This is a genomic window from Achromobacter sp. GQ309, from assembly GCF_059759315.1.
Window position 1 is genome coordinate 217,529 of record NZ_JCAXDP010000005.1, and the last position, 19,472, is coordinate 237,000.

A 19,472-nucleotide genomic window follows, 5' to 3' on the forward strand; every position below is an offset into this window, starting at 1 on the left:
CGGCCGGTCCATTACTATTTCAGCCATGAGCCAGCGCAAGAATCCTTCGAAGCCGGGCCCCGATGCCTGCATCCGCGTGCGAGGCGCGCGGGAACACAACCTGAAGAACGTGGACGTCAGCATCCCGCGCGATGCGCTGGTGGTGTTCGCCGGCGTGTCCGGGTCGGGCAAATCGTCACTTGCATTCGGCACGCTGTACGCCGAAGCGCAGCGCCGCTACCTGGAATCGCTGTCGCCGTACGCCCGGCGCCTGATCGATCAGGTGGGTGTGCCCGACGTCGACGCGATCGACGGCCTGCCGCCCGCCGTGGCGTTGCAGCAGCAGCGTGGCACGCCGAACGTGCGCTCCACGGTCGGCAGCGTCACCACGTTGTCGAGCATGCTGCGGATGCTGTATTCGCGCGCCGGCACCTATCCGGCGCGCCAGCCCATGCTGTACGCCGAGGACTTCTCGCCCAACACGCCGCAGGGCGCCTGCCCGCATTGCCACGGCCTGGGCTACGCGTACGACGTGACCGAGGCATCCATGGTGCCGGACCCGTCGCTGTCCATTCGCGAGCGCGCGATCGCATCATGGCCGCCGGCCTGGCATGGCCAGAACCTGCGCGACATCCTGGTGACGCTGGGCTACGACGTGGACAAGCCGTGGCGCGACCTGCCCAAGAAGGACCGCGACTGGATCCTCTACACGGACGAGCAGCCCACGGTGCCGGTCTACGCCGGTTTCACGCCTGCCGAGACGCGCGCGGCGCTGCGCCGCAAGACCGAACCCAGCTACATGGGCACCTATACCGGCGCGCGCCGGTACGTCATGCACACGTTCGCCACCACGCAGAGCGCCATGATGAAAAAGCGCGTGGCGCGCTTCATGACCGGCGCGCCCTGCCCGGAATGCGGCGGCCGGCGCCTGAAGCGCGAGGCGCTGTCCGTGACGTTCGCGGGCCTGGACATCGGCAGCCTGTCGCAACTGCCGCTTGCCCGCATCGCAGAGGTTCTGGCGCCCGCCGCCGAAGGCCGGTTCGACGAACACGCGGCGCAGTCTGGATCGACGCGCAGCAAGGCTGCGGGCGTGCGCGCCAACGCCAAACGCGTGGCGGCCGGCGGGCTGTCGCATGCCGGCAGCAGCGACGTGCGCCGCACGCCGGACCTGTCGCCCGAGAAGCGCATCGCCGCGCAGCGCATTGCACATGATCTGGTCGAGCGCATCGGCACGCTGCAGGCGCTGGGCCTGGGCTATCTGGCGATGGACCGGTCCACGCCCACGCTGTCGCCCGGCGAGTTGCAGCGCCTTCGGCTGGCCACGCAGATCCGCTCCAACCTGTTCGGCGTGGTGTATGTGCTGGACGAACCGTCGGCCGGTCTGCACCCCGCGGACGGCCAGGCGCTGCATCGCGCGCTGGATGAGCTGAAAGCGGGCGGCAACACGCTGTTTGTCGTGGAGCACGACCTGGACACGCTGCGCCGCGCCGACTGGCTGGTCGACGTGGGGCCGGGCGCGGGCCAGCACGGCGGGCAGGTGCTGTACAGCGGTCCGCCCGAGGGGCTGCGCAAGGTAAAGGATTCCGTCACCGCCAAGTACCTGTTCGACATGCGCCCCGCCAGCCGCCGCAACCCGCGTGAACCGGCTGGGTGGCTGGAGCTGCGCGGCATTCATCGCAACAACCTGCACGGCGTGGACGCGCGCTTTCCGCTGGGCGCGTTCACGGCGGTGACGGGCGTGTCCGGTTCGGGCAAATCCAGCCTGGTCAGCCAGGCGCTGGTCGAACTGGTGGGCGAACACCTGGGCCAGGAACTGCCGGCCGAGGAACCCGACAGCGACCTGCCGCAGCCCGGCAACCTGCCGCGCACCACGGGCCGGCTGCACGCGGGCGCGCAGGCCATCAAGCGGCTGGTCAATGTGGACCAGAAGCCCATCGGCCGCACGCCGCGATCCAATCTGGCCACCTACACCGGCCTGTTCGATCACGTGCGCAAACTGTTTGCCGACACCAAAGCCGCGCGCTCCCGCCGCTACAGCGCCGGCCGCTTCTCCTTCAACGTCGCGCAGGGACGTTGCGAGACCTGCGAGGGCGAAGGCTTCGTCCACGTCGAACTGCTGTTCATGCCCAGCGTGTACGCGCCGTGCCCCACGTGCCACGGCAGCCGCTACAACGCCAAGACGCTTGAAGTCGAGTGGAATGGCCGCAACATCGCCCAGGTGCTGGACATGACGGTGGACGAAGCGCGCGATTTCTTCAAGGACGAGGCGGTGGTGGCGCGCCCCTTGACGCTGCTGGCCGAGATCGGCCTGGGCTATCTGCGCCTGGGCCAGCCCGCCACTGAACTGTCCGGCGGCGAAGCCCAGCGCATCAAACTGGCCACCGAACTGCAGCGCAGCCAGCGCGGCAACACGCTGTACGTGCTGGACGAGCCCACCACGGGCCTGCACGCGGCGGATGTGGACAAGTTGATGACGCAGCTGCACGGCCTCGTGGATGCCGGCAATACCGTCGTTGTGGTCGAACACGACCTGCGCGTCGTCGCGGGCAGCGACTGGATGCTGGACGTCGGACCGGGCGCCGGCGAAGAGGGCGGCGCTATCGTCGCGGCCGGCACCCCGGAAGCCGTCAGCCGCGGCAACGCGGGCGTCACCGCCCCGTTCCTGCGGCGTTTTTTTGACTGAGGAAATATGGAGTTCACCTACCGTCCCGCGCGGGGCGAAGACGTTGCGGCCTGCATCGACATCCGGGGCAAGACCCGCGAGAACGCGTTTTCCGCAGCGGATCTCGCCGCGGTCGGCGTCACGCTCGAATCATGGACCGCGGCGGTCCAGGACGGCTCGCTGCCCGGCTACGTGGCCACGGTCGACGGCAAGGTCGCCGGGTACTGTTTCGGAGATACCGAAGCCGGCGAGATCGTCGTCCTGGCGCTGCTGCCCGACTTCGAGGGGCATGGCGCGGGCAAGACGCTGTTGAATCTGGTCGTGCGCGATCTGAAGGCGCTGGGCTTTCGGCGGCTGATCCTGGGATGCGCCAGCGATCCCGCCGTCCGTTCGTATGGCTTTTACCGGCACCTGGGCTGGACATCGACGGGCACGTTCGACGACCGGGGCGACGAGGTGCTTGAATTGCTTGCCTGAAACTTTTGCCTGAATGCCGGCCGCGCTATTGCTGCATTTCCTGGGCAAGTGTGGCCTGCATGCGTTCCATGCTCTCCTGACCGACTTCGATCAGGCCCCCGCTTGGTTGGTCGATATCCAGAATGAAGGTCAGCACCAACGCGATCAGGGCGGCGAACATGCCGGTGGAGATCGGCCGGCGCCGACCATACAGACCGGTGCCGTAGGCGATGTAGCCCATCGATCCGCCGGCCACGATAAAGAGCAGGTAATACACCGGCTCAGGCACGTGGTTCTCGAGCGCGACGCGGCGCTTTTCGTTGACCTGCGCCATCTCGTTGATGGCCTGGATGAACATGATGGTCGAGATGGACGGCGGATTCTCCGCCCGCTCCGCGACCGCCGTCCGGATCTGGCGTTCGATGCGGCGCGCGGTGGCGTTGGCGGCGGCAAAGCGAGGCGAATCCCGGTCCGCCAGGTGGTAGTCCAGTGATGCCGAGGTGTATTGGTGCAGCATCTTCGCCACGGTGGGCCGGTACTGCGCGGGAATGAGTTGCGAGCGCCAGTAGGCGTTGCCGATCGCGTTGGCCTCTTCCAGCACCAGGTTCTTGCGCGTTTCGAATCGTGTGACCGACATGGCGAACGTAAACCCCAGCAGCAGGGCCAGCAGGCCGAGCAGGGCGGTCTGCAGCGCGGTGATGTGCGTCTTGGCGGCCTCGTCGGCCGGCTTGCGCAGCCGGCGGCCAAGGCGATAGCCGACCTCGATGACGCCCAGGAAAATGATGAGCACGACGAAAAAGAGGATGACCTCGTCGACTTCCCGCAGCATGCCGTTTTCCCCCCGGATCGGATTTGCGGATCAGCGTATGCCGATTGCGCGGCGGCGGCAAGCGTGGCCGAACGCCGGGCCATCCTGTCAGCGAAACGCCAACATCTTGGAGTAAGGTGTCGCTTCTTAACCCCAAGACCCGCACGGAGCAGAACTTGAAATACCGCAAACTCGGCCGTACCGACCTGGATGTCAGCCTGATCGGGCTGGGCACCATGACCTGGGGCGAGCAGAACACCGAAGCCGACGCGCATCAGCAACTGGACTACGCGCTGGAGCGCGGCGTCAACCTGGTCGACGTGGCCGAGATGTATCCCGTGCCGCCCAAGCCCGAAACCCAGGGGCTGACCGAAACCTACATCGGCACGTGGCTGGCCAAGACCGGCCGCCGCCAGGACATCGTGCTGGCCAGCAAGGTGGCCGGCCCCGTGCGCGATGCCAAGCGCCCCGGCCACATCCGCGACGGCAAGACCTTCCTGGACCGCAAGAATCTGACCGCGGCCCTGGACGCCAGCCTGAAGCGCCTGCAGACGGATTATCTGGACCTGTATCAGCTGCATTGGCCCGATCGCACCACCGCGACGTTCGGCCAGCTCAACTACCCGTGGGTCGAAGACGAGCACACGGTGCCGATCGAAGAGACGCTGTCGGTGCTGCAGGACTTCGTGCGTGCCGGCAAGGTGCGCCACGTGGGCGTATCCAACGAAACCCCGTGGGGCGTCAGCCAATTCCTGCGCCATGCGCAGAATGCCGACCTGCCGCGCATCGCGTCGATCCAGAACGCGTACAGCCTGCTGAACCGCGTGTACGAGATCGGCCTGTCGGAATTCACGCACCACGAAGGCGTGGGCCTGCTGGCGTATTCGCCGCTGGCAATGGGCATGCTGTGCGGCAAGTACCTGGACGGCGCCAAGCCGGCCGGCGCCCGCCTGACGGTGTACACGCGCTTCACCCGCTACAGCAACCCCCAGGCCGAAGCCGCCACGCGCGAATATGTGGAACTGGCGCGCAAGCATGGCATCTCGCCGACGCATCTGGCGCTGGCTTGGGTGAATCAACGCCCGTTCGTCACCAGCAATCTGATCGGCGCAACGTCGCTGGAGCAGTTGAAGGAAAACATCGACAGTGTTGATGTGACGTTGTCGGCTGAGGTGCTGGACGCGATCAACCAGATTCACGTGCGGCACCCGAATCCGGCGCCTTGAGGCGTGCGGGGCGGGACGGGAAGCCGTTCATGCCCTGATGGAAAGCGGTTGATCTCCTTGGAGGTCAACAACCGAAAAGCTCACTTGCGAAAGCGGTGGGCTTTTTTTCATTTCCGAGGGGTAGTTCTGTAATGCAGTCGCTGGCACGCATGTTTCAAGCAGGGGGGATTCAAGTCGTGCGTCGCATCACGGGAGAAAAGTGAATCAGGCAATTTTCGCGTTTATCTGATTCAAGTCGGTTTCTGCGACGCTCAGACTTTGGCGCATCAGTAATTGCCTGGAGCAATGATGACAGCGCGCCCGATCATTCGTGTTGGTGACAAGACAACCCATGGCGGAACGGTGTTGGAGGGGTTTTCGTCCTACGACATCGACGGCAGGGCGGCAGCAGGGCTTGGTCACAAGGTGGACTGCCCAAAATGCAAGGGGGTATTTCCAATCATCGAGGGCGTGCCCAGCTTCGCGGTCGACGACAGCCTGGTCGCCATCGAGGGAATGAAGACCGCCTGCGGCGCTGCGCTGATCGCGAGCCAAGGGTTCGCTCGGGTGGACCCTGGGCCCGATGGGATTATTCGTGCGTTCAGCGATCCAAATCCCTCGGGAATTGGCTGTCCAGGGGGCGGCTCCTCGCCTGCTAAGTTTCCTCCGAATAGCCTGCGGAATATCACCTGCCATCACACTGACACAGCGGTCCCGCTGGCTGAATTCATTGTTCGGGAAATGAAGACCAACCCTTTTTCCATTGAGGGAAGGAAGATTTTCTCCGCGAACAGTGCGAATCCCCAAGCGCCCCATGCTGAATGGCAGAAGCGGCCGTGGTACTTACGGCTGGGCGAACCGCCAGACTTTGACGGAGCAGCAGCAGGACGAAAGGCGGCTGCATACGGTATGTGGGCGGAGAGGGTCGGTCCGGACCGGCCTTGGGACCACAAGCCGATCTTGACCCGCATGCTCGGCCAAAATCTGAACAAAGGTTGGCAGAAGTACGGCGACCACGACTATTACTTGGACATTTGGTCGAACATCCACTATGGCTACGTTGGCGTAGCACTGGGTTTTAGCGCTGTCGAACTGATAAATGGTGCGGGCCTGGCACAAGCCATGTTTGATGGCTGGACGAAGCAGACTCAACAGAATCACCCCGAAAATGGCCCCTGGCCCGCGAGCGCGGACGACCGGCCGGACCACATATCAATCATGCTGGGAATAGAGCTTGGTAATGAAGTTAAACCTCACGCGCTGACCGTGGCTACCTTGCTAGAAAAAATCAGCGCCGTGCCCGTTCCGTGGGGCACGTGCCGGGACAACGCAAAAAGGCTGCACAAGTGCGTCGGGAGTGGTCCGACATGAGCAGGCGCTTGATCAAGCGAATTGCAACTGCGTTGGTGGCGGCCCCGCTTTTGTGGATCTTGTTCCTATTTCATTGCCGGCCGGTTGTGGCGCTGCACTATTCACAAGAAGCTTCGGATTCGATCGGATTCTTCTTCATGGTGGACTACTCGACCATAAAGCGCGGGCTAGCCCCGGGGGAGACGGTAGTGATGCCTACTCCGATGTTTCCGCGGGCTGATATGCATTACCTGCTCTCGTTTCCGTTCGACAGTACAGACGCTTTGGAGATTAACCAGCCGTTCAGCCGGATCGATGTCTGCGTCGGCCCCGGAGCAACGATTCAGCGAACGGAGACCCGGCATGGTTTTCTTGCGCGGTTCACGCAGCCAAGTCAACCTTGCGAGCCCGCAGCACGCGAACCCACACGGCCGCGGTAGGGCGCGATGAATGAAAGCCAGATCATCACTGAGGCCGGGCTGCAGGGCAGTCTTTTATGCGTTGTGCGCTACCGTTCTGTTCGTGTATTTCTGCCGGCCGGTCGTGGCAATTCATTATTCAGCCGCCGCAAAGGAGCCAATCGGATATATCTACGACACCGACTTGTACCTTTCACGGGGCGCTCTTGATCCCGGCGAATCGAACGGTTATTTCGCAGATTGGCACCAGAGAAGCCCGACCACTGGACCGGAATCAGCGTCGTTAGGGAGAAGTGGGACGATGTAGAAATAAACGGACCGTTCAGCCGAGTGGATGTGTACGTGGGGCCGGATGCGAAAGTGCAACGAACCGAAATTCGATACGGCTTTTTTGCACGATTCACCACGCCGAAGGGTCATTGATCGACACCGCCGGGGTCCCCGGGGACGATGATCACAACTCCCACAATTTTCCGGGGTCGAAATCCGCCTGTTCCCCCTTCTTCGCATACCCCAGCGGATTCGCGATCACCCGGCAGCCGTCCTTCACGTAATCCTGCGCGCAGTGCAGATGCCCGTGAATCCACACGTCGGCCAGCGGCAGCAATCCATCCAGCGCGTTGCAAAACCCCGCCGTGCCCGGCGTGACGCCATAACGGGGATCAGCACTGCCCAATGTCGGCGCAAAGTGCGTGACCGCCACCGTCGTGCCGTCGAAGGGCACGCGCAGGGCGGCGTCCAGCCATTGTTGACAGGCCAGCCCCTGCTCGCGCATCTGTTCAGCCATGAAGGGAGCGCCATGGCGGCGCATCTCGGCCTTTTCCAGATAGAAGTCCGCCGCGCGGAAAGCCTTCGCTCGCTTCTTCAGCGCTTCACCCAGCGTGTCGTCCGGCGCCGCGAGCGCGTCGAAATCCGTCCACAGCGTCGTGCCCACGAAGCGCACCCCGCCGATGACGGTGGTCTCGCGTTCCAGCCACTGGATGCCCAGCGCGTTGCACAGGTCTTGCAGGCGCGCATGTGTCTCGTCGAAATCCACGTTGTCGTATTCGTGGTTGCCCGGCACGTAGAGGACGGGCGTCGGCCAGCCGTGGCGCGGCGAATAGTCGCCCAGGCCGAAGTCGTCCCGTTCCAGCCGCGAACCCTGACGGTACGAGCCGATGTCGCCGGCCAGCACGAGCAGGTCGGCGCCCGGCAACGGTTGTGCCACAAAGGTGGGATCGGTTTCAAGATGCAAGTCGGAAAGCAGTTGGATCTTCATGGGGGCTATCTTAGGCGACGGATAGCCGCGCTGCGCCTCGCCGGCATCCATGCGACACTTTCCCCCATGCGTTGACCACCCCAATCCCACCCCAAAAGGAGGAATTCCCATGCGTATCGTGTTTGCCGCCGCCGCGCTCCTGCTTGCAGCGGGGGCGCAGGCCCAAGTGCTCAAGTGTGACCAGGCGTCCACCCAGACCGACATGAACCTGTGCGCGGATCAGGCGTATCGCCAGTCCGACGCCGAGTTGAACGCTGCGTACAAGGAAGCGACGGAGCGCCTGAAGGACAGCAAGGACGCCTTGACGCAACTGCAGGCGGCGCAGAAAGCGTGGCTGTTCTTTCGCGATGCCGAATGCGCGTTTTCGTCGACAGGCGTGACGGGCGGCAGCGCCTATCCGATGGTGTTGAGCATGTGCCTGGATAAGCTCACGAAGGTCCGGACCAAGGAATTGCGCGCGTATCTGGCGTGCGAGGAAGGCGACACGAGCTGCCCGGTGCCGCGCAAGCCATGAGTGCTGCCGCGCAGAATGCCGGACATCAGGCCAGCCCGGACGTCAGCACTCCGAACACCAGCAACCCGGACATCGCCGACCCGGCCGCCGGCATCCCCGACACCGGCCTGATCATTGACGAGCATGGCAAGCCGCGTTGCTTCTGGCAGCCGTCCATGCCGGACTATCACGATCATGAATGGGGCCGGCCCGTCGTGGACGACCGGCGCCTGTTCGAGAAGATCTGTCTGGAAGGTTTTCAGGCCGGCATGGCGTGGATCACGATCCTGCGCAAGCGCGAGGCGTTTCGCGAGGCCTTTGACGATTTCGACATGGAACGGGTGGCACGTTATACCGAGCGCGACGTGGAGCGCCTGATGGGCAACGCGGACATCGTGCGCAACCGGGCCAAGATCGTGTCGGCCATCAACAATGCGCAGCGCGCGCGCGAACTGGCCGACGAGACCGGCTCGCTGGCCGGCTGGCTCTGGTCGCATGAACCGCCGCCGCAGGACCGACCGGCGGCGGTGGATCGGCATTATTGGGACAGCAATCCCACATCCAAGGCGTCGAAAGAACTCTCTCGCGCGCTGAAGCGGCGCGGCTGGACGTTTGTGGGCCCGACGACCATGCAGGCCTTCATGCAGGCCGTGGGCATGGTGAACGAGCACATGAGCGGTTGCGTCTGCCATGGGCAGATCGAGGCGGCGCGCGCGTACTTCTGGCGTCCGGGCTGAACCAATGCGCGGCAATGCAGGCGCTGGCGGTATCGCCGGCCTGCAAGTCCGCAAAGACGGGCTGCGTCAGAACCGTGTCAAACCACGCTGATGCGCAACTCGGCCAGCAACGCCGCCGCCTGCGTCTTGGAGATCGTCGCGCCGGCCAGCCGGGCGGCCGCCGTCAAGTCCAATCCGCCAAGGTCCGCTTCCCGCAGGTCCGCGCCTTCGAAGTGGACGTTTTTCAACGTGGCGTTGCGCAGGCTGCCGCCGTGAAACACCGTCTCGCGGAAGTCGCTTCCCGACAGGTCCGCGTCCGAGAAATCCAGCTGCAGCAGCTTGCACTTGCGAAACGACACGCCGCGCAGCAGCGCGCCGACCAGCAGGCATTCCTCGAGCGACCAGCCCAGGCACGCAATGCCATCGAAATCCGATCCGGTCAGCTTGCACGACCGGAACTTGGCGCTGGCCAGCCGCGCGCGGCGCCAATTGGCGTTGTTCAGGTCGCAGTTCTGAAAGAGGGCCTCGCTGGCGTCCGCCGACGCAAAGCTGGCCGACCCGCCGCGGCAGCGTAGCCATTGGCTGTCAGTCAGATCCGCGCCCTGGAACGAGGCGCCCGCAATCGCGCAGCCGCTGAACTGGAAGCCGCGCAGTTCCAGGCGCGAAAAGTCTGCGTCCTGGAAGTCGCAGTCCACGAACGACAGCGCCTTGCCTGCCGCCGTCTCGATGAGGGCCTGCATGGCCTTGCGGTCGATGTCCTGGCCCTCGATCGGCGCAGTAACGGGTTGCGTCATGCGGATCAGGCCGAGGCGTCGGACTGCAGACGGCCCAGGATGAACCCGTCGACGGCGCTCGTGCGGCCGCGCCACAGCGTCGGCTGGCCGGCGATGGGCGTGCCGTCGGCGGTGAAGAACAGGGCGTCCGCCAGGTGAATGTAGTTGGGCAGCGGATCGACGGGCTGGGGCAGGCGGAACACGTCGCCCAGTTCGGCCAGCGAGGCGTGCACGGTCTGGCGGGTGTCGGGGTCCAGCGATTCCAGCGAGCCCGAGAAGCTGGCCGCGAAGGTGTCGAAGTACTCGGCGCCCGAGACGATCGAGCCGGAGACCAGCATGCCGCCCATCTGCAACGTCACGCCAATGCTTTCGATCTGGCTGCCGTTGTTGACGAGGTTTACCAGGAACTGCAGGAAGGCGTCTGCGGCGGGCGTGGCGGCAGCGGGCTGGCTCGAAGGGGTGTCGATGCTCATGAGAAGGGTCTCTGGAAGATTTGCGAGAGGCACAAGATACTCGAAGGGCGCTAAAAATGGTCGGACCGCAATCCGGAGAGAAACGGGCGGTTCGGGCGGCTGACCCGGTTTTCCGGCAGCGCGGGCCGGGAGTATGTTGGCACCCTGACCGCCAATCCCTCCGGAGCATCCATGAGCAGCGTGAATTTCCTGGGTATCAATGCCGCCGCCGGCCAGTCCGCGCCGGCCGCCAAAAATGCCAACGCCAACGCCGGCGAAAGCTTCCGCGCGGCGTTTGCCGATGCCACCGAGCGCAATCGTTCTGCCATGGGCCAAGGCGTGTCCGGCGCCTCGCAGGCCGCGCCGTCGCAAGCCGAAAAGGAATTCCTGGACTACGCCGGCATGTCGCTCGAGGACAAGATGTTCTACGCGGCGCTGGCGAGCCTGGGCATTTCCAAGGAAGAATACGACGCCATGTCGGCCGCCGAACGCCTGGAAGTCGCCAAGAAGGTCGCCCTGGCGATGCAGCAATTGGCGAAGGCCGAGAACACGCAGGAAGTGCTCTGACGCGTTGACCGCCCGATGTGAAAAGGCCCGCTTGCGCGGGCCTTTTTCACCTTACCAGCCCCAGCAGGTGCCGGCTGCAGGCTTGCCGCAGGTGCGGTAGTTAACCGCGAACCACAGCTTGCCCGCGCCGCGCGGCGTGCCGTCGGACGTCTTGACGTCGTTGCGCGGCAGTTCTTCCAGCGTGTCGCGCGCCGTCTTGGTGGCCGAGCCGCTGGCGGCATTGGCTTCCAGGACGATGCGGCCCAGGCTGGCGGCGTCGCGGTCTTCGAACACGATGGCCGTGTCAGCCAACGCGCTCATCTTTACCGACGCATCGCGCACGGCGGCGGCGTAGCTGTCGTTGGCCCCGGTGGGCAGGATGTCCTTGTTCAGCGTACTGACCGCCAGGATTTCCGCGGGCGTTGCCGGCGCCTGCATCTTGTATTGGTCCAGGCCCTGCAGCTGCCCGGCCGCGGCCTGGCGGCGCAGCCAGTCGCCCCACAGGAATTCCGCGAATTCAGGCAGGTTGCCGTTGCTGTAGGCGATGTCGCGCGTGAAATACACCAGGGAGCGGTAGCGGTCTTCCTGCATGCCGCCGGGCTCCTGCGCACTAGCGAGGCCGACGCGCGTGGGCAGCTGGTCGACGGTGATCGGCTGGTTCTGGCCGTCACGCAACCATGCCCGGCGCTCGTCGACCAGACGCTGCCAGAAGGCCGCCGCGGTCGGGAGGTCGCTGTAGTTGGCGTCGACCTTCACCCACACGGGGAGCTTCGGGCCGCCATCAGAGATCTCGCGCAGGGACGAGAACGTGTGGTGGCCGTCGGTCAGGTACAGGTTGCCGTCCCAACCCACGATCACCGTCTTCAGGTTGGCCGTATTCGTGCCCGGCGCGTCCAGGCAGGTGAACGTTTCGGGCTGGTCCAGGCGCGCGGCACGGGCCTCGGCGATGCTCTGGAACTTCTGCGCGCGCTCGGCGCCGCCCACGTCCTCGCAATAGTCGTCGAACTTCTTGCCGACGGTGCGGTTCAGGTAATCCAGTTGCAGAACGGGGTCGGCTGCCCAGGTGGCGCGGTCGAAGTCGCCTTGCCAGCGGCCGAGCTTGTAATAGATCTGGTCGTAGCCGATCGCGGCCTGGGTCGGATGCAGTTCTTCGATGCGGACCTGGATGACGTCGCCCGCCTTCTTCTGCAGATAGGCCGTGTTGCGCGGAGGCGTTTGGGGTTCGGGTTCCGGTTCCGGTTGCGGCTGCGGCGTGGGCTGCGGCGCCGGGGTTTCAGCGACGGGCGGCTGGACGTCGTCATCGTCATCATCGCCGCCGCCATTGCAGGCAGCCAGGGCCAGCGGCAACAAAGCCAGGGCCAGGGCGCGCATCAGGCGCGACGGACGGAAAAGGGGAGAAAGCGCGGATTCGGTACGGGAGGGCATGGCAGTTCTTGGGGGCTGCGATCAGTAAGGGAGGCCGATCATGCCGGACGCGTGTTTCCTGCGCATTGCACGTCACCGAGAAACTGACCGAGCATAGGCCGCGCGCACGGCCGGGGGCAAGGAGATAATGGCAGCGCGTCCGGCACCGGACCGGGCGTCAAGCAGACACATACCAAGGAGGCTGCCGGCAATGGCTTACATCACATTCTGGCGCGTCTGCGTCGTACTGACGCTGAGCGCGATCGGCTTTGGCGCCGCCGCGGAAGACCGCGCCGATAGCGCGCGCGGCGCCCAACTGCTGGAGGCATCCGGCAAGGGCGATGCGGCGCGCGTGCGCCAATTGCTGGCAGAGGGCGCGCCGATCGAGGCGCGGGACGGGCAGGGCAATACGCCGCTGCTGCGCGCCACGCAAGGCAACCACGCGCAGGCCGCGGCGGCGCTGATCGACGCCGGCGCAAACGTGAACGCCCAGAACGGCATGCAGGACAGCGCATACCTGCTGGCGGGCGCGCAGGGCTATCGAGAGATATTGGAGCTGACGCTGTCGCATGGCGCCGACCTGAAAAGCACCAACCGCTATGGCGGCACGGCCCTGATTCCGGCGTGCGAGCGCGGTCACGTCGAGGTCGTGAAGCGGCTGCTGCAGGCGGGCGTGGATCCCAACCACGTCAACCGGCTGGGCTGGACGGGGCTGCTCGAGGCCATCATCCTGAGCGACGGCGGACCGCGCCATCAGGCCATCGTGGCGCTGCTGATAGAGGGGGGAGCGGACGTGAATCTGCCCGACAAGGACGGGCTTACGCCATTGCAGCACGCGCGTCAGCGCGGCCAGACGGAAATCGTGCAGATGCTGGAGCGCGCCCGGGCGCGGTAGCGACCCGGGCGGCAAGATGGGCCGGCGCCGCGGGGCGGCCGGCCCGGCACACGCTTAGAACTGGTGGCGGATGCCCACGCCGGCGGCGGTGCTCTTCAGACCGTCGATGAACGCGTAGTCCGTGCCGTACGAACCGTAGGCGTACAGGTTGGTGCGCTTGGACAGGTCGTAGGTGTAGCCCACGCTGTACACGTTCATGTTGGCATCGCCGCCCGTCAGCTTGTCGTTGGACGGAGCCACGTGCTGCCACGAGGTGAACAGGCTGCCCGAGGCGCCCACCGGGAACGTCGCGCCCAGCATGTAGGAATTGGCCTTGAAGCCGTCCACGAAGCGGTTGGTGCCGAACTCATCGCTGAACGGCGTGCCCGACGGCAGATCCTGGCCGACGAACCAGCCGTCGGTGGTGCGGCCGTAAGCGGCAGCCAGCTTGACCACTTCCAGGTCGTACGAAGCGCCGACGGCGTATTGGCGCGGCGTGGCGCCGTTGTCGACGGTGCTGCGGTTGGCGCCGTTCAGCTGGTCGTACGTCAGCGTCACGTTCAGGGGACCCTGCACATAGCGCAGGCCGGTGGTGATGCCGCGCGTGTTGTCGGCGGTCTGGAAGCCGGTCTGGTCCGAGGTGGTGTCGTCCACGCTGAACGAGTAGCCCACGGCGAATTCAAAGCCGTTCACCGACGGGGTGCGGTACATGACCATGTTGTCCCAGCGCATGGTGTTGGCCGCGCTGAAACCCAGGCCCAGGTTGGATTGGGTGTAGCTGGTGTAGAAGGGGTCGATGTCGGCCAGGTAGTTCGAACCGACCGTGGCCTGACGGCCGAATTCCAGCGAGCCCCAGGCGTCGTTGGCCAGACCGATGGTGGCTTGGCGGCCGAACAGGCGGCCGGATTGGCCGCGCTGGCCGTTGGCCGAATCAAAGCCGCTTTCCAGCTTGAAGACGGCGCGCAGGCCGTCGCCCAGATCTTCGGATCCGCGCAGGCCCCAGCGGGAGCCGGCCTGGATGCCGTTGATCATGCCGACTTTGGAACCACTGTAGCCATCGCCCTTGATCTTGTTGTAGCCGAGCCCGGTGTCGATGACACCGTAGAGGGTGACTGACGGTTCTGCCTGGGCAACGCCTGCGAAAGAGGCCAGCATTGCCGCGGCGAGCAGCGTCTTTTTCATCCGGAAAACTCCTGAGTTGCAGTTGAAGAAAAAGCAAAAGGAACACGACGCCAAGCATCGACCCGACGGTGTTCCTCGGCGCATAGTGTAGAACAATGCGTTAATTGTCGTTATCCACCGTCAATTCTTGCCAAAATTCGAACACTTTCTAGTGGGACGTTCGGGTGCTTTTTCTGGGACGAAGCCGAGCGAATTGACCTTGCGGCGTCATAGTGGCATCTTGCCCAAAACCTCAATCACGGAACCCGCTCCTTGGACTTTCCCCAACCGCTCGTCACCGTCGACGCTGTCCTTCTTACCCTGCGCGAATCCGGCCTGGAAGTCGCGTTGCATCAGCGCGACCGCGAGCCGCTTCAGGGCGCCATGGCGCTGCCGGGTGGCGTGGTGCACGCCAACGAAGACACGTCCACCGAAGACAGCATCCGGCGTGTATTGCGCGACAAGACCGGCTTCGAGCCGCGCTACCTGGAGCAATTGCAGGTGTTTTCCGGTCGGGATCGGGATCCCCGTGGATGGTCGATGTCGGTCGCCTATGTGGCGCTGGTGCCCGCCGCCGAACTGGAAGCCGCCACCCGCGCGGAATTCCGTTTTGTCAGTGTGGACGCCTTGCCGCCGCTGGCGTTCGACCATGCGGACATCATCACTGCCGCCGTGGACCGCCTTCGCAGCAAATCCACGTACTCCACGCTGCCGTTTTTCCTGCTCCCCGAGCGCTTCACGCTGACCCAACTGCAGCACACCTACGAGGCGATCCTGCAGACCCGGCTCGAGAAGTCGAACTTCCGCAGGAAGATGGAAGCGTGGGGGGCGCTGGAGGCAACCGACGACGTGGTCGGGGGCGCGCAGCGTCCGGCGCGTCTTTACCGGTTGAAGGATTTCACCTTTTTCGACCGTAGCGTCGGCTGATTCGACGGGACGAGCCTTTTGCAACGCAAAGATAGTTGCAAAACAACAATAAGTAGGCATATACTGGCCTCACTTAGTTTTGAAATGCCACTAAGGGGCCATCATGTTCACCATCACTGCGGTAATCGAAGGACAGCGCAAGACCGATACGCCAGCCGCGTTCCGGTTTCCCGGCGGCGAAATGCAGGTCACCATTCCCGCCGGCTTGCGTGAACAGGCCGACGCCGCCCGCGAATTCCGCATCCACGCCTTGCTGAAGTCGGCCGACGACGTCATGCAGTTGCTGCTGCTGACCGACGCGCTGCGCCGCCTGAACCCGGCCGCGCCCGTGCACCTGGACATGCCCTATGTGCCGTATGCGCGCCAGGACCGCGTCTGCAATCCGGGCGAGGCGCTGGGCGCCGCCGTGTTCTGCAAGCTCATCAATGACCAGCAGTACGCCACGGTCACCATCGTGGAACCGCACAGCGACGTCACGCCAGCGCTGTTGCAGCGGGTGCGGGTGATCGACGCCGCCGCCTTCCTGAAGAAAGCGCTGGCCGCCCCGGCCTTTGCCCAGGGCGTCACGCTGATGGCCCCGGACGCCGGCGCCCGCAAACGGGTGCAGTCGCTGGCCAAAACGCTGTGCGTGGCGGACGTGCGCTACGCGGAAAAGGTCCGCGACCCGCAGACCGGCCGCATCACGGAAACCCGCGTGCCCGACGATATCCCCGCCCAGCCGGTGCTGGTGGTCGACGACATCTGCGACGGCGGACGCACGTTTCTGGAACTGGCCGCCGCCCTGGCCGACAAGACCCGCCAGCCGCTCTATCTGTATGTGACGCACGGCATCTTCAGCAAGGGCTTGACCGAACTGAAGGCGCGATACGCCGGGATTTTCACCGCCTACGACTGGACCCGCACCGAAGAGGGCGCCGCGACCGCCGCCGGTGCGGTGCTGGTCAACTAAGCATGCAGATCAACCAAGAACACAGATCAACCAAGAAGGAACCCGCCATGAATGCCCCCGACACCCTGGCCCCCCAGCTCAAGAATGGCCTGAATCCCTTCCTGCAGGCGGACTTCTACAAGACCGGCCACCCGTTCCAGTACCCCAAGGGCACGAATAAAATCCTGGCCAACTTCACGCCGCGTTCGGCCCGCCTGGCGCCGGTGCTGTCGGAACTGTTCGACGAGAAGATCGTCTGGTTCGGCCTGCAGGGCTTCATCAAGGAAATCCTGATCGGCCTGTTCAACCGCGAGTTCTTCGGCAAGCCCGCCAGCACCGCCGTGCGCCAGTACCAGCGCCGTGTGGACAACGCGCTGGGCAAGGGCGCGGTCACGGTCGATCACCTGCAGGCGCTGCACGACCTGGGTTATCTGCCGCTGGAGATCCGCTCGGTGCCGGAAGGCGCGCGCGTCGACATCCGCGTGCCGCCGGTTACCTTCATCAACACCCAGCCGGAATTCGCCTGGCTGGTGACCTACATCGAAACCCTGTTCAGCTGCGAGTCCTGGAAGCCGTCCACGGTTGCCACCATCGCCTTCGAATACCGCAAGCTGCTGACGTACTTTGCGCAATTGACCGGCAGCCCGATGGCGTTCGTGGACTGGCAGGGCCACGACTTCTCGATGCGCGGCATGGCCGGCCTGTACGACGCGCGCAAGTGCGGCGCGGGTCACCTGCTGTCCTTTACCGGCACGGACACGATCCCGGCCATCGACTACCTGGAAGACCTCTACAACGCGGATTCGGACCGCGAACTGATCGGCGGCTCGGTGCCGGCGACGGAGCACTCCGTGATGTGCCTGGGCAGCAAGGAAGGCGAGATCGAGACCATCCGCCGCCTGGTCAAGCAGGTGTATCCGGCCGGCATCGTGTCGGTGGTGTCTGACACCTGGGACTTCTGGCAGGTGGTGACGGACTTCGCCGCGGCGCTCAAGTCCGAGATCATGAGCCGCCAGCCGGATGCGCTGGGCAACGCGAAGGTGGTGTTCCGTCCGGACTCCGGCGACCCCGTGAAGATCCTGACCGGCTATTTCTGCACCGACGTGCCGGACGTGCAGGACCGCGCCGCCCTGCAAGCGGCGCAGGCCGCCGGCTTTGAGGCCGTGCGGGATGCGGCCACGGGCACGTACTGGCTCCTGGGCGAAGACGCGAGCGCGCAGCAGACGCTGCGCGCGCCGGAGGTGAAGGGCGCCGTGCAATGCCTGTGGGACACGTTCGGCGGCGTTCAGACCGATCGCGGCTACAAGCTGCTGGATCCGCACGTGGGCCTGATCTACGGCGACTCCATCACGCTGACCCGGGCGCGCGACATCCTGGTGCGCCTGGAACGCAAGGGCTTTGCGTCGGGCAACGTCGTGCTCGGCATCGGGTCGTACACCTATCAGTACCTGACTCGCGACACCTTCGGCTGGGCGTTGAAGGCCACGTATGCCGAGGTCAACGGCGAACCGCAGGAACTGGTGAAGGACCCGGTCACCGATTCCGGCGTGAAGAAGTCCGCCAAGGGCTTGCTGCGTGTGGACAAGACGCCGGACGGCTATGTGCTGCACGACCAGCAGACCCCCGAGCAGGCGGCGGGTGGCGCGCTGGTGCCTGTGTTCCGCGACGGCGAACTGCTGGTCGAACAAAGCCTGGCCGAGATCCGGGCGCGGCTGCAGGGATCGTGGACCTGCCCCGAAGCGGGCAGCATCCGCTGGCCGGCCTGCTGATCCCGCCGGCATTCGCCAGTATTTGCCGGCAGATCAGACGATAACGGCGCCCTTGCGGGCGCCGTTTCTCATACGTGGCGGCGAATCAGTCCGGCCGGCGTGCGCGCTTTTCCTCGCGCACGAAGATCACCACGCCCACGATCACCATCAGCGCCAGCGCATACCAGGTGATGGCGTACGTCAGATGGTTGTTGGGGAAGTTGATCATCGTAAGTCCGCCAACCGGCTCCCGGAGGGCATCCTTGCCGGGGCTGGACGCGGCGTCGGCGTCGATGAAGTAGGGCGCTACGTCGGCAAGTCCGCGCGCCGCCGCGATGCCGGGCAGATCGCGCGAATACCAGAGGTTGGCGGCCGGATCGTTGTTGCGCAGAAAGCCGCTGGCCGGTTCGCCCATGCGCAGCAGGCCCGTGACCTGGCCCGGCGCCGGCGGCTGGGCGCTGTTGGCTGCGTCCTTGCGCCATGCCGGCAGCACGAAGCCCCGGTTCACCAGCACGATGCCGCCGTCCGCCAGCTGCAGCGGCGTCATGACCCAATAGCCGCTACCCAGTTCGGTAGCGGCCTGCACCAGCGTCTGCTTGTCGAAGTGGTAGGTGCCGGAGGCGGTGACGTGGCGGTATTCGGCGTTGTCCTGCGTCAGCTGCGCCCATTCATTCTTGCCGGGGGCGGGCGCTGCCGGCGCATGGGCGCGCTGATCCACCTGCGCGATCAGCGCGCGCTTCCAGGCCAGCCGGTGTACCTGCCAGGTTCCCAGGGCGCAAAGCCCGGCGAAGATGGCAACAGCCAGCAACCCCAGGATGACCAGGGTTGCCTTGCTGCGCGGATTACGGGAGGTGTCGCGTGAAGAAATGTCTTTGACTACAGCCATCAGGGCATCTTGCGCATGTCATGCGGTGACATGGGCATCATGTTGGAGTTCAAGTGGTACATGATCCAGATGGATCCGCTGAGCGTGATGACGACCAGCACGAGCGTGAATATTAACGCCAACATGTTCCACCCGCTTTCGGACTTGGTGTCCAGGTGCAGGAAATAGATGATGTGGACCACGATCTGCACGACGGCAAAGGCCAGGATCACCAGGCCGGTGACCCGCGAGCTGTCGATGACGCGGTCCATGACCAGCCAGAACGGAATCGCGGTCAGGATGGCGGCCAGCACGAAGCCGGTCATGTAGCTCTTGAAGGTGCCGTGGCCGGCGCCGTCGTCATCGTCATGGTGGCCATCGTGATGATCGTGGCCGCTATGGCCTCCGTGGCCGCCGTGGCCGGTGTCGGCCAGGTTATCCATGTGCG

The 19,472-nt window shown here is 64.9% G+C and carries 20 protein-coding genes; 12 read left to right on the forward strand and 8 right to left on the reverse strand.

What is annotated here, in order from left to right; translation table 11 throughout:
• The first annotated feature begins 25 nt into the window (after positions 1-25).
• Positions 26-2,662 (forward strand): excinuclease ABC subunit UvrA, encoded by a 2,637-nt coding sequence (gene uvrA, locus AC6CIE_RS17215; protein ID WP_498093086.1) that lies wholly within the window; start codon positions 26-28, stop codon positions 2,660-2,662.
• Positions 2,663-2,668: 6 nt separating this feature from the next.
• On the forward strand, positions 2,669-3,118 hold the full coding sequence (locus AC6CIE_RS17220) for a GNAT family N-acetyltransferase (protein ID WP_498093088.1): 450 nt from the start codon (positions 2,669-2,671) through the stop codon (positions 3,116-3,118).
• A gap of 25 nt (positions 3,119-3,143) precedes the next feature.
• On the opposite strand, the gene AC6CIE_RS17225 is transcribed toward AC6CIE_RS17220, so the two are convergent.
• Positions 3,144-3,926, reverse strand: coding sequence for a bestrophin-like domain (locus AC6CIE_RS17225; RefSeq protein WP_498093090.1), 783 nt, complete (start codon positions 3,924-3,926; stop codon positions 3,144-3,146).
• 155 nt (positions 3,927-4,081) lie between these two features.
• Between AC6CIE_RS17225 and AC6CIE_RS17230 the strand changes: the two genes are divergently transcribed.
• The 3 genes from AC6CIE_RS17230 to AC6CIE_RS17240 all read left to right on the forward strand — a co-directional run bounded on the left by AC6CIE_RS17230 (position 4,082) and on the right by AC6CIE_RS17240 (position 6,900).
• On the forward strand, positions 4,082-5,131 hold the full coding sequence (locus AC6CIE_RS17230; RefSeq protein WP_175137646.1) for an NADP(H)-dependent aldo-keto reductase: 1,050 nt from the start codon (positions 4,082-4,084) through the stop codon (positions 5,129-5,131).
• Positions 5,132-5,416: 285 nt separating this feature from the next.
• Positions 5,417-6,481 carry a polymorphic toxin type 44 domain-containing protein gene (locus AC6CIE_RS17235; RefSeq protein WP_498093092.1) on the forward strand — a complete coding sequence of 355 codons (1,065 nt, stop codon included), beginning with the start codon at positions 5,417-5,419 and terminating at the stop codon, positions 6,479-6,481.
• A gap of 8 nt (positions 6,482-6,489) precedes the next feature.
• The gene (locus tag AC6CIE_RS17240) at positions 6,490-6,900 is read left to right on the forward strand and encodes a hypothetical protein (protein ID WP_498093094.1); all 411 of its coding nucleotides are present in this window, start codon (positions 6,490-6,492) and stop codon (positions 6,898-6,900) included.
• A 433-nt stretch (positions 6,901-7,333) separates the two neighbouring features.
• Here the strand turns inward: AC6CIE_RS17240 and AC6CIE_RS17245 are convergent, their stop codons facing one another.
• Positions 7,334-8,137, reverse strand: a complete 804-nt coding sequence (locus AC6CIE_RS17245) for a metallophosphoesterase (RefSeq protein WP_498093096.1) — start codon at positions 8,135-8,137, stop codon at positions 7,334-7,336.
• Between the two features lie 109 nt (positions 8,138-8,246).
• On the opposite strand from AC6CIE_RS17245, the gene AC6CIE_RS17250 reads away from it, so the two are divergent.
• Together AC6CIE_RS17250 and AC6CIE_RS17255 are read left to right on the forward strand one after the other, a co-directional pair.
• Positions 8,247-8,651 carry a lysozyme inhibitor LprI family protein gene (locus AC6CIE_RS17250; RefSeq protein WP_175122735.1) on the forward strand — a complete coding sequence of 135 codons (405 nt, stop codon included), beginning with the start codon at positions 8,247-8,249 and terminating at the stop codon, positions 8,649-8,651.
• Positions 8,648-9,367, forward strand: a complete 720-nt coding sequence (locus AC6CIE_RS17255) for a DNA-3-methyladenine glycosylase I (protein ID WP_498093098.1) — start codon at positions 8,648-8,650, stop codon at positions 9,365-9,367. The genes AC6CIE_RS17250 and AC6CIE_RS17255 overlap by 4 nt, the downstream gene beginning before the upstream one ends.
• 77 nt (positions 9,368-9,444) lie before the next feature.
• Here the strand turns inward: AC6CIE_RS17255 and AC6CIE_RS17260 are convergent, their stop codons facing one another.
• Together AC6CIE_RS17260 and gvpU are read right to left on the reverse strand one after the other, a co-directional pair.
• Positions 9,445-10,140 (reverse strand): pentapeptide repeat-containing protein, encoded by a 696-nt coding sequence (locus tag AC6CIE_RS17260; RefSeq protein ID WP_239212992.1) that lies wholly within the window; start codon positions 10,138-10,140, stop codon positions 9,445-9,447.
• Between the two features lie 5 nt (positions 10,141-10,145).
• On the reverse strand, positions 10,146-10,592 hold the full coding sequence (gvpU, locus tag AC6CIE_RS17265; protein WP_175122738.1) for a gas vesicle accessory protein GvpU: 447 nt from the start codon (positions 10,590-10,592) through the stop codon (positions 10,146-10,148).
• 171 nt (positions 10,593-10,763) lie between these two features.
• On the opposite strand from gvpU, the gene AC6CIE_RS17270 reads away from it, so the two are divergent.
• Complete coding sequence (locus tag AC6CIE_RS17270) at positions 10,764-11,138, forward strand: hypothetical protein (protein WP_495602957.1); 375 nt, start codon at positions 10,764-10,766, stop codon at positions 11,136-11,138.
• 51 nt (positions 11,139-11,189) lie between these two features.
• On the opposite strand, the gene AC6CIE_RS17275 is transcribed toward AC6CIE_RS17270, so the two are convergent.
• Positions 11,190-12,542 (reverse strand): ParB/Srx family N-terminal domain-containing protein, encoded by a 1,353-nt coding sequence (locus AC6CIE_RS17275; RefSeq protein ID WP_175184481.1) that lies wholly within the window; start codon positions 12,540-12,542, stop codon positions 11,190-11,192.
• Positions 12,543-12,732: 190 nt separating this feature from the next.
• Here AC6CIE_RS17275 and AC6CIE_RS17280 point away from each other — a divergent pair, with 190 nt between their 5' ends.
• Positions 12,733-13,416 (forward strand): ankyrin repeat domain-containing protein, encoded by a 684-nt coding sequence (locus AC6CIE_RS17280; RefSeq protein ID WP_239212988.1) that lies wholly within the window; start codon positions 12,733-12,735, stop codon positions 13,414-13,416.
• Between the two features lie 54 nt (positions 13,417-13,470).
• Here the strand turns inward: AC6CIE_RS17280 and AC6CIE_RS17285 are convergent, their stop codons facing one another.
• On the reverse strand, positions 13,471-14,577 hold the full coding sequence (locus AC6CIE_RS17285) for a porin (protein WP_175122742.1): 1,107 nt from the start codon (positions 14,575-14,577) through the stop codon (positions 13,471-13,473).
• Positions 14,578-14,829: 252 nt separating this feature from the next.
• Between AC6CIE_RS17285 and AC6CIE_RS17290 the strand changes: the two genes are divergently transcribed.
• The 3 genes from AC6CIE_RS17290 to AC6CIE_RS17300 all read left to right on the forward strand — a co-directional run bounded on the left by AC6CIE_RS17290 (position 14,830) and on the right by AC6CIE_RS17300 (position 18,180).
• The gene (locus tag AC6CIE_RS17290) at positions 14,830-15,483 is read left to right on the forward strand and encodes an NUDIX hydrolase (RefSeq protein WP_498093101.1); all 654 of its coding nucleotides are present in this window, start codon (positions 14,830-14,832) and stop codon (positions 15,481-15,483) included.
• 103 nt (positions 15,484-15,586) lie between these two features.
• Positions 15,587-16,432 carry a ribose-phosphate diphosphokinase gene (prs, locus tag AC6CIE_RS17295; protein WP_498093103.1) on the forward strand — a complete coding sequence of 282 codons (846 nt, stop codon included), beginning with the start codon at positions 15,587-15,589 and terminating at the stop codon, positions 16,430-16,432.
• Between the two features lie 47 nt (positions 16,433-16,479).
• Positions 16,480-18,180, forward strand: coding sequence for a nicotinate phosphoribosyltransferase (locus AC6CIE_RS17300; protein WP_498093105.1), 1,701 nt, complete (start codon positions 16,480-16,482; stop codon positions 18,178-18,180).
• A gap of 85 nt (positions 18,181-18,265) precedes the next feature.
• On the opposite strand, the gene AC6CIE_RS17305 is transcribed toward AC6CIE_RS17300, so the two are convergent.
• Both AC6CIE_RS17305 and cyoD read right to left on the reverse strand, forming a co-directional pair.
• Positions 18,266-19,045 (reverse strand): SURF1 family protein, encoded by a 780-nt coding sequence (locus AC6CIE_RS17305; protein WP_498093107.1) that lies wholly within the window; start codon positions 19,043-19,045, stop codon positions 18,266-18,268.
• Positions 19,045-19,467: a cytochrome o ubiquinol oxidase subunit IV gene (cyoD, locus tag AC6CIE_RS17310; RefSeq protein WP_370647789.1), complete on the reverse strand. Its 423-nt coding sequence runs from the start codon at positions 19,465-19,467 to the stop codon at positions 19,045-19,047. Before cyoD ends, AC6CIE_RS17305 begins: the two co-directional genes overlap by 1 nt.
• Between the last annotated feature and the right edge of the window lie 5 nt (positions 19,468-19,472).

What these genes read in the sequence shown, in the direction of transcription:
- uvrA (WP_498093086.1), top strand. Translation starts at nt 26, where the DNA reads ATGAGCCAGCGCAAGAATCCTTCGAAGCCGGGCCCCGATGCCTGCATC.
- AC6CIE_RS17220 (WP_498093088.1), top strand. Translation starts at nt 2,669, where the DNA reads ATGGAGTTCACCTACCGTCCCGCGCGGGGCGAAGACGTTGCGGCCTGC.
- AC6CIE_RS17225 (WP_498093090.1), bottom strand. Translation starts at nt 3,926, where the DNA reads ATGCTGCGGGAAGTCGACGAGGTCATCCTCTTTTTCGTCGTGCTCATC.
- AC6CIE_RS17235 (WP_498093092.1), top strand. Translation starts at nt 5,417, where the DNA reads ATGATGACAGCGCGCCCGATCATTCGTGTTGGTGACAAGACAACCCAT.
- AC6CIE_RS17245 (WP_498093096.1), bottom strand. Translation starts at nt 8,137, where the DNA reads ATGAAGATCCAACTGCTTTCCGACTTGCATCTTGAAACCGATCCCACC.
- AC6CIE_RS17250 (WP_175122735.1), top strand. Translation starts at nt 8,247, where the DNA reads ATGCGTATCGTGTTTGCCGCCGCCGCGCTCCTGCTTGCAGCGGGGGCG.
- AC6CIE_RS17255 (WP_498093098.1), top strand. Translation starts at nt 8,648, where the DNA reads ATGAGTGCTGCCGCGCAGAATGCCGGACATCAGGCCAGCCCGGACGTC.
- AC6CIE_RS17260 (WP_239212992.1), bottom strand. Translation starts at nt 10,140, where the DNA reads ATGACGCAACCCGTTACTGCGCCGATCGAGGGCCAGGACATCGACCGC.
- gvpU (WP_175122738.1), bottom strand. Translation starts at nt 10,592, where the DNA reads ATGAGCATCGACACCCCTTCGAGCCAGCCCGCTGCCGCCACGCCCGCC.
- AC6CIE_RS17270 (WP_495602957.1), top strand. Translation starts at nt 10,764, where the DNA reads ATGAGCAGCGTGAATTTCCTGGGTATCAATGCCGCCGCCGGCCAGTCC.
- AC6CIE_RS17275 (WP_175184481.1), bottom strand. Translation starts at nt 12,542, where the DNA reads ATGCCCTCCCGTACCGAATCCGCGCTTTCTCCCCTTTTCCGTCCGTCG.
- AC6CIE_RS17280 (WP_239212988.1), top strand. Translation starts at nt 12,733, where the DNA reads ATGGCTTACATCACATTCTGGCGCGTCTGCGTCGTACTGACGCTGAGC.
- AC6CIE_RS17285 (WP_175122742.1), bottom strand. Translation starts at nt 14,577, where the DNA reads ATGAAAAAGACGCTGCTCGCCGCGGCAATGCTGGCCTCTTTCGCAGGC.
- prs (WP_498093103.1), top strand. Translation starts at nt 15,587, where the DNA reads ATGTTCACCATCACTGCGGTAATCGAAGGACAGCGCAAGACCGATACG.
- AC6CIE_RS17300 (WP_498093105.1), top strand. Translation starts at nt 16,480, where the DNA reads ATGAATGCCCCCGACACCCTGGCCCCCCAGCTCAAGAATGGCCTGAAT.
- AC6CIE_RS17305 (WP_498093107.1), bottom strand. Translation starts at nt 19,045, where the DNA reads ATGGCTGTAGTCAAAGACATTTCTTCACGCGACACCTCCCGTAATCCG.
- cyoD (WP_370647789.1), bottom strand. Translation starts at nt 19,467, where the DNA reads ATGGATAACCTGGCCGACACCGGCCACGGCGGCCACGGAGGCCATAGC.